Source organism: Ruegeria sp. AP7 (genome assembly GCF_056539905.1).
The window spans coordinates 143,364-158,920 of sequence record NZ_JBQFVT010000006.1 but is presented as its reverse complement, the minus strand read 5'-3'; the positions used below and the strand labels follow the sequence as shown (position 1 = coordinate 158,920).

General features: G+C 55.8%; 13 protein-coding genes. 4 read left to right on the top strand and 9 right to left on the bottom strand.

Features of this window, described 5'->3' with window-relative positions; all coding sequences use genetic code 11:
- The first annotated feature begins 53 nt into the window (after window positions 1–53).
- Window positions 54–1,409, top strand: coding sequence for an oxygen-independent coproporphyrinogen III oxidase (hemN, locus tag ACR0KN_RS13280; RefSeq protein ID WP_480654136.1), 1,356 nt, complete (start codon window positions 54–56; stop codon window positions 1,407–1,409).
- Window positions 1,410–1,621: 212 nt separating this feature from the next.
- A complete protein-coding gene (locus tag ACR0KN_RS13275; protein WP_170476120.1) occupies window positions 1,622–3,547 on the top strand; it encodes an elongation factor G in 1,926 nt (641 codons plus the stop codon).
- Between the two features lie 22 nt (window positions 3,548–3,569).
- Here ACR0KN_RS13275 and ACR0KN_RS13270 read toward each other — a convergent pair whose 3' ends face one another.
- The 5 genes from ACR0KN_RS13270 to ACR0KN_RS13250 all read right to left on the bottom strand — a co-directional run bounded on the left by ACR0KN_RS13270 (window position 3,570) and on the right by ACR0KN_RS13250 (window position 9,939).
- Window positions 3,570–5,147 carry an ABC transporter ATP-binding protein gene (locus ACR0KN_RS13270; RefSeq protein WP_170545080.1) on the bottom strand — a complete coding sequence of 526 codons (1,578 nt, stop codon included), beginning with the start codon at window positions 5,145–5,147 and terminating at the stop codon, window positions 3,570–3,572.
- Window positions 5,144–6,250 carry an ABC transporter permease gene (locus ACR0KN_RS13265; protein ID WP_170476125.1) on the bottom strand — a complete coding sequence of 369 codons (1,107 nt, stop codon included), beginning with the start codon at window positions 6,248–6,250 and terminating at the stop codon, window positions 5,144–5,146. The genes ACR0KN_RS13270 and ACR0KN_RS13265 overlap by 4 nt, the downstream gene beginning before the upstream one ends.
- Window positions 6,251–7,345, bottom strand: a complete 1,095-nt coding sequence (locus ACR0KN_RS13260; protein WP_170476127.1) for a microcin C ABC transporter permease YejB — start codon at window positions 7,343–7,345, stop codon at window positions 6,251–6,253.
- Between the two features lies 1 nt (window position 7,346).
- Window positions 7,347–9,254 (bottom strand): extracellular solute-binding protein, encoded by a 1,908-nt coding sequence (locus ACR0KN_RS13255; protein WP_480654133.1) that lies wholly within the window; start codon window positions 9,252–9,254, stop codon window positions 7,347–7,349.
- 175 nt (window positions 9,255–9,429) lie between these two features.
- Window positions 9,430–9,939, bottom strand: a complete 510-nt coding sequence (locus tag ACR0KN_RS13250; protein WP_029621890.1) for a c-type cytochrome — start codon at window positions 9,937–9,939, stop codon at window positions 9,430–9,432.
- Window positions 9,940–10,058: 119 nt separating this feature from the next.
- On the opposite strand from ACR0KN_RS13250, the gene ACR0KN_RS13245 reads away from it, so the two are divergent.
- Complete coding sequence (locus ACR0KN_RS13245; RefSeq protein ID WP_170476131.1) at window positions 10,059–10,892, top strand: prephenate dehydratase; 834 nt, start codon at window positions 10,059–10,061, stop codon at window positions 10,890–10,892.
- A 13-nt stretch (window positions 10,893–10,905) separates the two neighbouring features.
- Here ACR0KN_RS13245 and ACR0KN_RS13240 read toward each other — a convergent pair whose 3' ends face one another.
- The 4 genes from ACR0KN_RS13240 to nudC are packed head-to-tail and all read right to left on the bottom strand — an operon-like array spanning window position 10,906 to window position 13,476.
- Window positions 10,906–11,448: a chloramphenicol phosphotransferase CPT family protein gene (locus ACR0KN_RS13240; protein ID WP_480654131.1), complete on the bottom strand. Its 543-nt coding sequence runs from the start codon at window positions 11,446–11,448 to the stop codon at window positions 10,906–10,908.
- 37 nt (window positions 11,449–11,485) lie between these two features.
- A complete protein-coding gene (locus ACR0KN_RS13235; protein ID WP_480654129.1) occupies window positions 11,486–11,971 on the bottom strand; it encodes an N-acetyltransferase family protein in 486 nt (161 codons plus the stop codon).
- Window positions 11,972–11,985: 14 nt separating this feature from the next.
- Window positions 11,986–12,453 carry an SRPBCC family protein gene (locus tag ACR0KN_RS13230; protein WP_480654127.1) on the bottom strand — a complete coding sequence of 156 codons (468 nt, stop codon included), beginning with the start codon at window positions 12,451–12,453 and terminating at the stop codon, window positions 11,986–11,988.
- 39 nt (window positions 12,454–12,492) lie between these two features.
- On the bottom strand, window positions 12,493–13,476 hold the full coding sequence (gene nudC / locus ACR0KN_RS13225; protein ID WP_480654125.1) for an NAD(+) diphosphatase: 984 nt from the start codon (window positions 13,474–13,476) through the stop codon (window positions 12,493–12,495).
- A gap of 137 nt (window positions 13,477–13,613) precedes the next feature.
- Here nudC and ACR0KN_RS13220 point away from each other — a divergent pair, with 137 nt between their 5' ends.
- Entirely contained in the window at window positions 13,614–15,530 is a 1,917-nt protein-coding gene (locus tag ACR0KN_RS13220) for a bifunctional 2',3'-cyclic-nucleotide 2'-phosphodiesterase/3'-nucleotidase (protein ID WP_480654123.1), read from the top strand.
- Window positions 15,531–15,557 lie beyond the last annotated feature (27 nt).

Here is a 15,557-nt window from a genome sequence, read left to right as displayed (position 1 = left end):
CCATTTGATTTCGGTCAAAGTACCCTGGGCCCTCCCGCTATAGTCATATCGCCATGACACTGAAACCTCAATTGGCACGGCTTGGACTTTTTGACGCGAAAGTACCGCGTTACACAAGCTATCCCACCGCCCCCCACTTTAGCAATGACGTGGGGGCTGACTTGTTTGCCGACTGGATTTCCGGGATTGCCCCCGGCAGTTCGATCTCGCTTTATATCCACGTACCCTTCTGCCGCAGGCTGTGCTGGTTTTGCGCCTGCCGGACCCAGGGCACCCAGACGGATAACCCTGTTATTGCCTATGTGGACGTTCTGAAAGCCGAACTGGACCTGCTGGCCGCGCGTTTGCCCGAGCGTGTTACGCTGTCTCGGCTACATTGGGGTGGCGGCACGCCGACCCTGTTGAATGCGGACCTGATGCGCGAGTTGGCAGGACGGATTCTTGAGGTCGTCCCGCTGGGTCCAGATGCGGAATTCTCGGTTGAAATTGATCCGAATGAGATCGACGAAGCCAGATTGGATGCGCTGGCCGAGGCCGGGATGAACCGCGCCTCGATCGGCGTGCAGGATTTCGATGATGAAATCCAGAAAACCATCGGCCGCATTCAAAGCTACGATACCACTCGCAAAGCGGCCGAGATGATCCGCGCACGTGGAATTGCCAGCCTGAACGCGGATATCCTATATGGTCTGCCCCACCAGACCAAAGCGCGCATGACCGAAAGCGTGCAAAAGCTACTTTCCCTGAACCCGGATCGAGTCGCACTTTATGGCTATGCGCACGTGCCCTGGATGGCCAAGCGCCAGCAACTGATTCCATCAGATGCGCTCCCCACGCCAGAGCAGCGACTGGAATTGTTCGAAACTGCCCGGCGACTGTTTCTGTGGGACAATTACGCTGAAATTGGGATCGACCACTTTGCGACACAGGATGATGGTCTGACCCATGCGCTGCGCGCTGGCCGCCTGAAACGGAATTTTCAGGGTTACACGGACGATCAGGCCCCGATCCTGATTGGCCTAGGCGCAAGCTCAATTTCACGTTTCCCGCAAGGCTACGCGCAGAATGCTCCGGCAACATCAGCCCACACGAAGGCCATTCGCGAAGGGCGGTTCTCGACGTCGCGTGGGCACTTGTTCAAAGGTCAAGATATCCTGCGGTCGCGCCTGATCGAGGCGCTGATGTGTGATTTCCAAATCAATTCGAACGAGATTCTACGCGACTACGACATCTCGGCCGCTGAGCTGCAGCAGATGTACGCCAAGGCGAATGCAGCCTTTGACGGATTGCTGCGCGTTGATGAAAACGGCTTGTTCATCCCGCTCGAAGCGCGCGCACTTACCCGCATGATCGCGCGCAGCTTTGATGCCTACGACCTGAGCAAAGCTGGGCACAGTTCGGCGATCTGAAAACTCTTTGGTAGGTCGTTTTTCGCGACCCACCCTACCAAACCGGCACGGGGGCTTGACGCATGCCGTTGGTTTTCTCCACACTCAAGGGGTGGAGAGGACCGCCTCTTCACAGCCTGAGGCAGGCAAACGCAGACAGTTCTTGCCGACGCGCATGCGTTCGACAGCCCTTTTCGTGCAGCCAAGTTGCAACTGAAACAGGGACAGCACTCATGCGCGTTTTCACCGTCCTCGGCCCCAGTCAATCGGGCAAATCCACCTTGGTCGAAGCGATCAGCCGCCTCGACGGGCGGCCTACAACATTCGATGTTTCCGGAACCGTGCATTTGCACGGTTTTTCTTATTTAGACGAACCGTGGTGCGCGGTGGACGTGGACGGAGGCGGCGATGCGCTGGCCTATGTCGGCCCGGCGATGGCCATTTCAGACGCAGCAGTGGTTGTGGTCCCCCCCGATCCGGACGCCGCAGTCCTTTGTGCCCCTTATCTAAGACTGGTTGAGGAAGCAGGTATTCCCAGTTTCCTCTTCATCAATCGCATGGACAGCCCCAATGGCCGCATACGCGACATCGTAGCAGCGCTTCAGACCTATTGCAGTCACCACATCGCTTTGCGTCAAGTTCCGATTCGCGAAGGAGAAGACATCATCGGGGCCGTCGACCTGATCTCGGAACGCGCGTGGAAGTATCAAGAAGGCCAGCCCTCAGCCTTGATCGAACTACCGCAATCGGTGGAGGATCGCGAACAGGAAGCGCGCACCGAGTTGCTCGAGACCCTGTCAGATTTTGATGACCATTTGCTGGAACAACTGATCGAAGACAAGCAGCCACCCAGCGAGGAAGTCTACGAGTTGGCTGCGCAGGTTTTGCAGAACCACCAGCTGATCCCCGCCTGCCTGGGTGCTGCCAGCCATGGCAATGGCCTGACGCGCCTTATGAAAGCGCTGCGTCATGAGGCCCCGGAGTTCAACATCGCGGCAGACAGAGACGAGGCTGAAGATACAGCGCGCGCCATCGCAGGCTTTGCGGATGTGAAGAAGCATATTGGTAAGATCACCGTATTGCGCGGACTGGGCGATGGCGTCAAAGCGCACGAGCCTCTGGGCGGTGAAACTGTTGGGAACCTGACCACACTCGACGCCAAAACCCAGATCGGAGCGCTTGAGGCTGGACAGATTGGTCTGGCCGTTAAATCCGATCATCTCAACCCTGGTTTCATATATGATAGCGCTGCTGCTACGCCGCTGCCGGAATGGGCCTCCTCGCATCCCGCTGCGCATCGTCAGGTTGTCTCACCCGCGCATGAACGCGACGATGTGCGTCTGTCGAACGCGCTGACCCGTTTGGTTGAAATCGATCCCGGACTGCATCTGGAACAGGACGAATTAAGCGGTCATTCCATTCTAAGTTCGCAAGGCCCACAACACATGCGCCGCGTGACAGCTAAACTAGACGAAGATTTTGGGATCGAGATTGAAGCCGAGGCCGCCGGAACAGCCTATCGCGAAACCATCCGCACCAAAGTCGATCATCGTCACCGCCACCGCAAGCAATCCGGTGGCGCAGGTCAATTTGCTGATGTGGTGATCTCAATCGCGCCACTACCGCGCGGATCGGGGTTCCAGTTCGAAGAAGTAGTCAAAGGCGGGGCCGTACCCCGGAACTACATTCCTTCGGTTGAACACGGTGCCAAGGACGCACTGGTCGAAGGCCCTGAAGGTTTCCCTGTCGTGGACGTCAAGGTGACGCTCAGCGACGGCAAGCACCATAACGTAGACAGTTCGGACTATGCCTTCCGCACCGCTGGCAAGAACGCCGTGCGTGAAGCGCTACCCGAGGCCAAACCCGTCGTCCTGCAACCGATCCTGAATGCCGAGATCCATCTGCCATCAACCTTCGTCGGTGATCTAGTCCCCACGATCAGTTCTTTGCAGGGTCAGGTGCTAGGATTCGAGGGTAATCCGAACGCTTCGGGTTGGGAGATATTCAACGCGCAGCTTCCGGCCGTTGCCGAGGATGAACTGCACCGAACCCTTGCCAGCGCCACCCGTGGCACCGGTTGGGTCAAACTGCAGTTCGATCATTATGAAGAACTGCGCGGCCCTGTTCCTGCCTCTGCAAAGAACAAGGAAATGGCCTGAGGCTAGCGGGGCGGGCTGCTCGTCAGCCCGCTGCCGCGATCAGTTCGCGTGTGTAATCAGTTTGGGCGTGTTCGAACAAATCCTCAGCAGCGCCCATTTCGACCACATCACCGTTTCGCATGACGATGACGTTATGGGACATTGCGCGCACGACCTTCAGGTCGTGGCTGATGAACAGGTAGGCCAGCCCATACTTTCTTTGCAGGTCCCGCAACAGATCAACAATCTGCACCTGCACGGTCATGTCCAGCGCACTGGTCGGTTCATCCAGAACCAGCAGCTTGGGCCGCAACACCATGGCGCGCGCGATGGCGATCCGCTGGCGTTGCCCACCTGAAAACTCATGCGGGTAGCGGTCCATCGCGGCGGGGTCCAATCCGACCTCGGTCATCACTTCGGCAACCAATTCGCGCGGGGCGCGATGGGGGTCAACATTGTGGATAGCCAACCCTTCGGCGATGATTTGCATGCAGGTCATCCGGGGGCTGAGGCTGCCGAACGGGTCCTGAAACACGATCTGCATATCCTTGCGCAGCCGTCTGAGTTCACGCGTTGACCAGCGGCGAACGTCCTGATCGCGGAAAGTGATCCCGCCCTCGGAGGCGATCAAACGCATCATGGCCAGGGCCAGCGTTGTCTTGCCCGACCCGCTCTCGCCTACGATCCCTAGCGTTTCCCCGGCGCGGACGCTGAGCGTCGCGTCATTGACGGCTTTCACATGCCCGACTGTACGTTTCAGAAACCCCCGTTGGATCGGAAACCAGACCTTCAGGTGATCGGTGCGCGCGACCTCTTCGGCATCAGCTGCCACCGGATCGGGGTGTCCTGACGGCTCAGCCGCCAGCAGCTTGCGCGTATAAGGATGCTGCGGGTTGTCGAAAATCTCGGAGGTCACGCCGGTTTCGACGATCTCACCATCCTTCATTACGCAGACCCGGTCGGCGATGCGCCGGACGATGCCAAGGTCATGGGTGATGAACAGCATTCCCATGTTTTCAGACTTTTGCAGTTCAGCCAGCAGTTCCAGAATTTGCGCCTGAATGGTCACATCCAGCGCGGTCGTTGGTTCATCTGCGATCAAAATATCCGGCTTGTTGGCCAATGCCATGGCGATCATCACGCGCTGACGCTGCCCACCCGACAGCTGATGCGGATAACTGTCCAAACGCTCTTCCGGGTCGCGGATGCCAACTTTGTTCAGCAGTTCAATAATCCGATTTCGCGCCGCATCACCAGCCAGCCCCTGGTGCAATGCTAGAGACTCGGCCATCTGCTTCTGGATCGTATGAAGCGGGTTTAGCGAGGTCATCGGCTCTTGGAAAATAAAGCTGATGTCGTTGCCGCGCACTTCCATCAGCTTGTTCTCGGACGCGCCAATCATCTCTTGGCCGTCATAGGTGACCGAGCCTTCAACGATCGCACTATCGCCCAGCAGTGATACGGTGCTGAGAGCGGTCACGGACTTGCCTGAGCCCGATTCCCCTACCAGAGCAACCGTTTCACCCCGGTCCACGGTAAAGGACACACCTTTCACCGCCGCAGAAACCTGGCCGTCCTGCCGGAAGGAGACTTTGAGGTTGTTCACATCCAGCAGGCTCATGAAAAGGTCTTTCTGGGATCAAACGCATCACGTACGCCTTCGAAAATGAAGACCAGCAGCGACAGCATGATGGCGAAGGTGAAAAAGGCGGTGAAGGCCAGCCACGGGGCCTGCAGGTTTTGTTTTGCCTGCAAGGTCAGCTCGCCGAGCGATGGGGCCGAAGACGGAAGACCGAAACCAAGGAAGTCTAGCGACGCCAGTCCGCCAATCGTGCCGGTCACGATGAACGGCATGAAGGTCAGCGTGGCAACCATCGCATTGGGTAGCATGTGGCGGAACATGATCGTCATGTTACCCACGCCTAGCGCGCGCGCGGCACGAACATATTCCAGATTTCGAGCCCTCAGGAACTCAGCCCGCACAACGCCAACCAACCCGGTCCAACCGAAGAGAATCATCAGAGCCACCAACAACCAAAAACTTCGGCCGAGAATGGCAAACATGATGATAATCACATAGAGCGAGGGAGTTGATGACCAGATTTCGATAATCCGTTGAAAGATCAGATCGAGCCAGCCGCCAAAAAAGCCCTGAATGGCCCCTGCGAAGATGCCGATCAAACTGGCTGCCCCGGTCACAATTAGCGTGAACAGGATCGACAGGCGAAAGCCATAGATCACGCGGGCCAGCACATCTCGCTTGGTGTCATCCGTGCCCAGAAGGTTTTGACTATTGGGCGGCAGCGGTGCAGCACCCGGTCGGTCCACGCTGGTGTTGAAGGAATAAGGGATCAGTGGCCAGATAGCCCAGCCGCGCTCGAAGCCGTCGGCCTCGAATGTACCAGCCTGAATCTCTTCGATAATCCCTTCAGGATCATCGAAACACTGATCTAGCCCTCCGCTGTCGATCAGGCACATGACCTCGGGGTCGCGATAAATCGCCTCGGTCTGGAAATCGCCACCGAATTCGGTCTCGGCGTAGAAGTTGAAGACCGGCGTGTAGAATTCGCCCCGGTACTTCACCAGGATCGGCTTGTCGTTGGCGATGAACTCGGCAAACAGCGACAGGCCAAACAGGATCGAGAAGATGATCAGCGACCAGAAGGCACGGCCGTTACGCCGGAAATTACGCCAGCGGCGCTGGTTTAGAGGAGAAAGTGCCAATTATCCCTCCCGCTTTTCAAAGTCGATGCGCGGGTCGACCAGAACGTACATCAGGTCGCTGATGATGCCGACAACCAGGCCCATGAGGCCAAAGATGAAGAGCGTGCCGAAAATCACCGGATAGTCGCGCGCCACTGCGGCCTCAAAGCCCAGTCGCCCAAGACCATCGAGCGAGAAAATGGTCTCGATGATGATCGAGCCACCAAAGAAAACGCCGATGAACACTGCCGGAAACCCTGCAATCACGATCAGCATCGCGTTGCGGAAGACATGGCCGTACAGCACTTTGCGCTCACTCAGCCCTTTGGCACGGGCGGTCATGACATATTGCTTTTTGATCTCATCCAGGAACGAGTTCTTGGTCAGCAGTGTCAGCGTCGCAAAGGCCGAGATCGTCAGTGCGATGATCGGAAGCGCGATGTGCCAGAAATAGTCGGCGATCTTGCCAAACAGACTGAGGCTTTCCCAGTTGTCCGAGGTCAGGCCGCGCAGCGGGAATATCTGCCAATACGACCCACCGGCGAAGAGCACCAGAAGCAGAATGGCAAACAGGAACCCGGGGATCGCATACGCCACGATGATCGCACCACTGGTCCAAGTGTCGAAACTTGAACCGTCCTTGATCGCCTTGCGGATTCCCAATGGGATCGAAACCAGATAGGCGATCAGGGTCGACCAAAGACCCAGTGATATCGACACGGGCATTTTTTCGAGCACCAGATCGATCACGCTGATCGAGCGGAAGTAGCTCTCACCAAAATCCAACGTCAGGTAATTGCCCATCATGCCTAGAAAACGTTCGAGTGGCGGTTTGTCGAATCCAAACTCTTTTTCCAGTTCAGCGATGAACTCAGGCGGCAACCCACGCGCACCGACGTATTTGTCGTCAAAGGCACCTCCAGCAGGTTCGGCGCCTGCCCCGGCATCGCCACCACCGGCGAATCCTGCAAAGACATCGCCCTGACCTTCGATCTGCGCAATGATCTGTTCGATCGGTCCGCCCGGCACAAATTGCACCAGCGTGAAATTGACGATCATGATGCCCAGAAGGGTCGGTATGACCAGCAATAGGCGTCTTAGAATATAGGCGCCCATTTTACCGCAGTGCGCCTTTGGCTTTCAGGTCAGCCTCTTTCTCAGGGTTGATCCACCAAAAATCGAGATACCCCAGCGAGAATGGAGGTAGATTTTCAGGGTATTCATACATGTCGTAGTAAGCCGTCCAGTAGTCCGCCACATACCCATCGGGTATGACAAAGAACTCATAGCGCAGCACACGGTCCAACGCCATCAATGCGGCATCCTGCTCTGCCTGATTTGTTGTATCAAAGGACGCTTCGATCACCGCGTCCACAAGAGGGCTGGCAAGACCCGCCGGATTGAACAGGCTGAATGCAGCCTCTTCCGATCCATACATCTGGCTTAGGCCGCCACCGGTGGATAGGAACGAGCCATATCGGTTCGAATACACCATGTCGTAATCCCGCTCACGACGCCGCAGCGTGAACTGAGAGGGGTCAACTTTCTCTGCAGAAGCATCCACACCAATTGACTGAAGGTTCTGGACGTAGGTCTCGATCATCGTCGAAGTCGAGGTGGGAATACTGGACGCGTAAGGAATATTCACTTTCAGCGTCTGCCCTTCGGAATTGCGGCGCAGATTGCCTTCACCGACCGGCCATCCGGCTTCATCCAGCAGTTTCGACGCTTTCCGCAGATTGCGACGATCGTTCAGGCGGGCCGGGTTGGATTCATGAACAACAAGCGCGGGCTCGCTTAAGACATCGGCCGGGACGATATCGCCCAGTGTTTCCAAGAACGCCAGTTCCGCGCCTTCTGGCGCACCTGTCGCCTCGAGATGAGTGCCTTGCACAAACGAATTCCGAGGCGTGTTCAGTCCGAACATCAGCGACTCATTTGCCCATTCGAAATTAAACGCCAGCGCTAGTGCTTTGCGCACATTCTTGTCGGCAAACTGCGGTTTTCCCAGATTGAACACAAACCCAGATGGTGTCGGAGGACTTCCGTCAACGATCTCATCCTGCACAACATACCCTTCGTCGAGCTTCGGGAAATCGTAACTCGAGGCCCACTGCTTCGGATCACTTTCGACACGCATGGTGTACTCACCAGCCTTGAAACCCTCAAATGCGGCAGTTTGATCAGCGAAATATTCGATCCGAATGATGTCGTAATTGTTGCGACCAACATTGATCGGCAAGTCCTTGCCCCAATAGTCATCACGACGCTTGTAAACGATGCGGCGATTGATGTCGTAGCTGTCCAGCTTGTACGGGCCGGACCCTACGGCGACCTCAAGGCGAGGTTCATCAAGGCGGCGGTTTTCATCAGCTTCAAACCAAGCCTTCGAGAAGACCGGAGTTGAACCAACTGTTTCGATTAGCCCACGACGTGTGACATCCGGGCTGAAGGTAAATTTGACGGTGTGATCATCCAGCGCTTCGGCACCCGTGACCATCCGACCGACTGCCTGTGCATAAGATGGCAAGCCCTGCTCGATAAACAGGCGGTGGCTATAGACTACATCCTCGGCCGTCACTGGGGTTCCATCCCAGAACATCGCCTCGGGGCGCAAATGGAATATCACGTAGTTGCGGCCTTCGTCATACTCCATGCTTTCGGCGACAACACCGTAGTATTGGCCAACACTGTCTGATGTGCTTTCGATCAGCGGGTCATATTGAATCGTCGTCAACGCGCCCGCGCGACCTTTTCGCGAGTAGGGGTTCAGGGAATCAAACGTACCTGATCCCGCCAGCGACAGCTCGCCACCTTTTGGCGCATCGGGATTGACATAATTCAGGTGCGGATAATCCGCCGGGTAATCCAGGTTTCCAAAGTAAGAATAGCCGTGGGTTCGAGTGATACCATCCTCGCTCGCGCTGGCTTGAATACCCCCGAAAACAACCGCTGCCGAAATTCCTAACGCCGCAGTCCAAGAATGAATTCCAGTAAAGCGCATCGCAGGCAGAAGGGGTTTCATTGGGCTCGTCCTCTGAATATCTGTCATCTTCATTGTTGTGCCAGCCAGCTAAAGGTCCAGCACTGTCAGTTGCAAGTTTAGAATGCGTGAGCGCTTTGTGAAGTTTTTCTCACGTAAAAAATAAAAGCCGCTGCTTGGCGCAGCGGCTTTGAATTCTTGCGTAATGATCAAAAGATCAGTTGCCGATGGTCTGCAGGTAAGCAATCAAGTCGGCGCGATCCTGTGGTTTTTTCAGGCCCGCAAAGCTCATCGAGGTGCCCGAGATATAGCTGCTGGGTCGGGTCAGGAAGGCATCAAGCGCTTCAGGCGTCCAGTTGCCGCCATGCGCCTGCATAGCTGCAGAATAGCCGGTAAACCCTTTTGCCGAAGCTACAGGGCGATCTACGATGGCATAAAGGTACGGGCCAGTGCCGTTCGCGCCGTCTTCCAATTTGTGGCAAGCGGTGCATTTACGGAACACCCTTGCTCCTTTTTCAGGATCGGCTGCTGCCAGAATCTCTTCGAAGACCACCTCTTCACCGTCGGCACTTTCGCCCGAGCTTTCGGATTCGATAACGTAGGCAGCCTCGGCATGATGGCTATCACTGCTATAGAGGACATCCGCCCCCCATTTTGCCAGAAGCAGCACCAGGAAGGTGCCAAACAGGCCTGCTGCGGCCTTGGTAACTGTCATCGTGTCGAACATTGATCGCGAGTCCACTTTAGCTGTCTTCCGGGTGTCTAAGGCTTCCCCTGACAAGAGGCAAGGTATAGACACCGCGACTAAACGCCCAATTCAAGAACTTGTTGCACGGAAACGACCAAATGACCAATCGCATAGCATTTCAGGGAGAACCTGGCGCCTATAGCCACGAGGCTTGCCGCAACGCGCGCCCGGATATGGACGCACTGCCCTGCCGTACATTCGAAGATGTGATCGAATCGGTGCGTTCGGGCGAAGCTGATCTGGCAATGTTGCCGGTTGAAAACACCACCTATGGCCGCGTCGCGGATATCCACCGCCTGCTTCCCCATAGCGGGCTGCATATTATCGATGAGGCATTTGTGAGGGTGCATATCAATTTGCTTTCCGTACCCGGCGCCAAGTTGGAAGACATCACCGAAGCGCATTCACACCTTGTTTTGCTGCCACAATGCGCAGGATTTCTGCGAGAGCACGGAATTCGCGGACGGGTCAGCCCAGATAATGCCCGCGCCGCGCGAGAAGTTGCTGAGGCTGGTAACAAGCATTCCGCAGCTTTGGCCAGTGAACTTGCAGGCGAAATCTACGGCCTCAACGTATTGGCGCGACATATTGAAGATCAGGGAGATAATACGACCCGGTTTCTAGTGATGTCACGAGAGGTCGACGATTCGCGTCGTGGCGAACATGGGATGATCACCAGTTTCGTCTTTCAGGTCCGAAACATCCCGGCCGCGCTATACAAGGCAATGGGTGGATTTGCCACCAATGGCATCAACATGACCAAGCTGGAAAGCTACATGGTCGACGGCTCATTCACTGCGACGCAGTTCTATGCGGATATCGTAGGCCACCCGGATGATCGCAATGTAAAATTGGCGATGGATGAACTAGAGCATTTCACCACCAATGTTGAGGTGCTTGGCGTCTACCCGGCGGCGCAGCCCCGCGGGTAACATTTCGCTGTCGCTACCCCTCCTGCGGGGCAAACTCAGAGCTCCGTGTCCCATTGCGCCATGCATCGAGGATGAGATCGACATTTCCATCGATGTCATCCATCGAATTGACTTCCAGATCATAGACCCTGCCTATGTGAATGACCTGTTGGTCACTCACCGCGCTGCCTTGTTCGCGGTCACCGTGCGCCATTTCTCTTTCGATTAGGAGGTCGGTGGGGCAATGCACAGCCACAAACAATACATCATGACCTGCCAGATGCCGCTTTAGCATTTCTGCCCATTCAGGCGTATCCAGAATATGTTCGATGATCAGATTGTTTCCTGCATTTGCATAGGCCGCCAAAGTCGCATGGAAACCATCAAAGAACTTGCCACGCTCGATCGACCAATCGAATTCTCTGCTTTGAAAGCGCCGCATGGGCAGAACGCCAGAGTCCCGAAGATGATCAATCGAGATGTGCCAGAATGGCACCTCTGCCGCCCTTTGCAATGCCCGTGCCAGTGTCGTTTTCCCACTGCTGGATGCACCGTGAAGAAAGATGATCTGCGACATGTTTTAGGGCGTGCTTATCATTTGGGTGTTGCCAGGCTCAGACTTTGGGAACATGAAAGATCTTGCATACTGCACCTTCCATCCGGCGATATTCTCGAAATCCCATGGCTTCATAGTACCCAAGCCCCTCGGGATTGGCGGCCCCAATCGTCGCGTCGATAGCAGGTAAACCCTTATGTCGAGCGGCCTCAAGCGTCGATTCAAATAGTGCCCGCCCCACACCGCGTCGCGCAGCAGACGGCCGAATATGTGTGCCGATGATACCCAAGCCGACCGCAACCTCATAGGGGTTGTTTTCGGTGGCAAGTTTCAGCGATTGGAATCCCAAAATTTCTCCGTTTGGCGTGACAGCAACACTACACCGAATACGTTCGGGATCGCTGATGTAATGCCCCAAAGCAAAAACAGCGTTGCTGTCTTTGCTTCGCTTACCGGCAGCCACGAGCTCGGTCAGCACCTTGGCAATTCCATCAGCATCAGCCTCAACAGCTTCGCGGATGATCGGTTGATCCAATCTACTCATCTACTCCCTCATATTCAGGCACCATGCAGGTGCCGTTCTTCCATGTCCCGCGCAAATTCGCTGAGCCGCGTTTGAAACTGTCGGCGGAACCTGGATTGCCCGAGCTTCAAAGACTGTAGCAATAGCCGTGCGGGAAGGGTTTTTGCGCCCAGCGATGTCTCAATCCGCAAACGTGTCCGACGTTGAGACAGTGCCAAAAGCTCGACAACCGTATCACCGTTCATTCCCTTGCTACTGGATATAAAGCGCATCAGAGACGGGCTGTCATATTCCGTCATCTCTATGGCAATCTGACGTGGTTTACCGCGTATCTTGAACTCGGTCTCCCATGCGGTTCCGGTCTGTGGCACCGCAGAATCTGCGATTCTCCTCACTTCAATCCCGCGCCGCAAGGCCATGCGTTCAAAGCGCTCGAAATCAGAAATCATGGTGAAGACCGTATCAATCGGAACTTCGATATCTTCCTGCGCTGAAAACTGCATGTTCGTTTTACTCTGCCCTTGATTGAGTCCAGTTTCTCGTCAGTCCAGTGTGTCTGCAAGCCAGTGTTGCAACAAAAAATGTGCAATCGCGCCCTTTCGGGCTGGCAGGAGCTTGGGGTGGTCCCCGGCAAAGGCCTGCATCATCTCGGTCCGGGTGACCCACATCGCATCTTCGATTTCAACCGGGTCGATCTGAATATCGCGCGAAAGGGCTTCGCCTGCACAGCCAAACATCAGGGATGCAGGAAAGGGCCAAGGCTGGCTGGAAAGATAGCGCACCTCGCCCACAGGTACTCCGGCTTCTTCCATCACCTCGCGCCGTACTGCGGCCTCGAGCGTTTCGCCTGGTTCAACGAAGCCCGCCAAAAGTGAATACATCCCCTCGGGCCAACCAGGAGAACGGCCCACAAGAACCGAATTTCCGTTCGTTATCAGCATGATAACAACCGGATCTGTGCGCGGGAAATGCTGACCGCCACAGGATGGGCAACTGCGTTGCCATCCAGCTTGAACCATCTCACTATGTGCACCGCACTGGGCGCAAAACTGATGCGTTTCATGCCAGCCGATCACCGCCTTGGCGGTTGCTGCCAACTCTGCATCACGCGGATTCAGCCGTGCCATGATCCGGCGTAGCTCGACAAACACATGTCCTTTGGGCATGTCGGGGTGCTGTTGTTCGCTACCATCCACAAACTTCCCGACGGCAGAGAGGTCTAGCCCCTCGGCCGCCCAATCAGATATATCCAAAGCAAACTGTGGCGATCCGTCGTCCATACACCCAAGCAGTACGGGCATTTCGATCACGCCACCTGGACCATTTTTGAGAATATCGTGGGACATGGGAAGCAGCGCCAACTGATCCACAGCGTCACCCTTAGCCAAAATTTTGCCGCGCCACAGCAGAACACATGTTGCTGACGGGTCAGCATGGGCCTGCGCCAATTTGTCCGCATCGCCTCGCAGCAATCCTGCCCGGTCCAGCCCAGAGCCGCCAAAAGTTACCTGTTCTGCGCGTTTCATGCCTGTCATTCCTGTATTTGCGCAAAGGGCTGCCATGTCTTGACCACCGGTGCAACGGGGTATTCACAGATCAATATTTCTTACGCCGTCGAAAGACCGCAGCAATGCCTCGGAATTTGCACTAAATACAACTCATAGTGAAGCTTACGTTACCCAATCATCCAGAAGTAAAAATATTGAAAGCCGAAGTTTTCCCGCCTCAAAATCGAGATTTCAAAGGTCGCGCGCACCTTCGGATCCTGGCGACCTCTGATCTTCATATGCACATGACGTCATACGACTATTATGCCGATCGCCCCGATCCTGATGTCGGCCTCGCCCGCACCGCAAGCATGATCCGGGTCGCCCAAGAACAGGCGGAATGCAACGGGGCGCTGGTTTTGCTATTCGACAATGGCGATAGCCTGCAAGGTACCCCGTTTGGCGACTGGGCGGCCGAAGCCGTGCCAGCCCAACACCCTTTGCCCAAGGCGTTCAATGTCCTGGGGTATGATGCAGTCGGATTGGGCAACCACGATTTTGGATTTGGACTAAAGTTCATCAATCGCATCACAGGTCAGTTCGAGTGTCCGGTTGTTTGCAGCAACATGAAAAGCAATACCCCCGAACAGGGCTGGGTGTCCCAAGCAATTCTGCAGCGCACAATCAGTATCGGCGGAGAAGATGTTCCTATTAGCATAGGTGTTCTTTCTGTCCTGCCACCTCAGACCGCGCGGTGGGAGGCGCATATGCTGCGGGATGACGTGCAAATTGCCGATATCCTAACCGCAGCACAACGTACAGCAGCAGAACTGCGCAAAGATGGATGCGATTTGGTCGTCGCGCTGGCTCATTCAGGCCTCGGTTCGGCAGAGGCACAGCCAGAACTGGAAAATGCCGTTATTCCGCTTGCGGCCCTGACAAGCATTGATGCAATCGTTGCTGGCCATACACACCTGACTCTGCCGGGGGCGGCGCATGTCGGTTTGAAACATGTCGACAGCAATCGCGGACTTGTAAATGGCAAACCGGTGGTGATGCCGGGTTGGGGAGGCTCACACCTCGGCCTCATTGATTTGACACTGGGTCGAGATATTGACGGCTGGCACATCGTCAAGAGCGAAGCCGAATTACGCGCAGTCAATCAAGCAAAATCGCCGGTGACCGATTGCCCGGAGTTGGCGCAGTTGTTTGCCCAAGGCCACACAGCAACACGCGTCCGCGCAGCCAAGCCCGTCGGCAATGTCCCACACCCTTTACACAGCTATTTTTCGTTCTGCGCCCCTGATCGTGGGTTGGCGCTTATCGCAACCGCTCAAGCTGCAGCGCTTCGGCCGTACCTATTGAGTACTGAATGGGCAGACCATCCCGTCCTGTCAGCCGCCGCCCCGACCAAATTCGGAGGCCGCGCAGGCACTCGATTTTATACCGATGTCCCGGCGGGAAGAATCTCGGTACGCAATGTGGCTGATCTGTGCGTGTTTCCAAACGAGTTGCGCGCCACTTTGATCACCGGGGAACAGGTTCGTGACTGGCTTGAGATGTCCGCCGGACTGTTCAATCAGCTTTTGCTGAATGATCCCGTCAACCTCATCGATCCTCTGCGGGCGGGGTATTATTTTGATGTACTGCATGGCGTGACCTGCCGGTTCGACCTGTCTCAACCCGCTCGTTTCGATGCAACCGGACGGATCACAGATCCCGGCCATAGCCGCGTTCGCGATCTTACATTTCAAGGGTTGCCTGTCGCCCCCGATCAAAGGTTTGTTGTTGCACTCAACAATTATCGCGCCAGCGGGGGCGGTCATTTTCCTGTCGACTTTCAAGCAGATCAGATAAACCTGCCGTCGCTGCGCATTCACGAAATCCTGTGCGATTACATCTCAGGAAGATCGCCCCTCGACCCACTGGAACAAGCTCCTCAGCCGTTTTCGTTTGTGCCGACCCAAAGCCGTGGAGCAATTCTGACCACCGGTCCCGGCGCGGACAAATACCTGGAAGAATTGGCGGATTATGATCCCCAGATACTGCCCCGTGATACTGATGGGTTTATGCGCATTCATCTGACCTTCTGACGGGTTGCCATTTTACAGCCGGAGGCC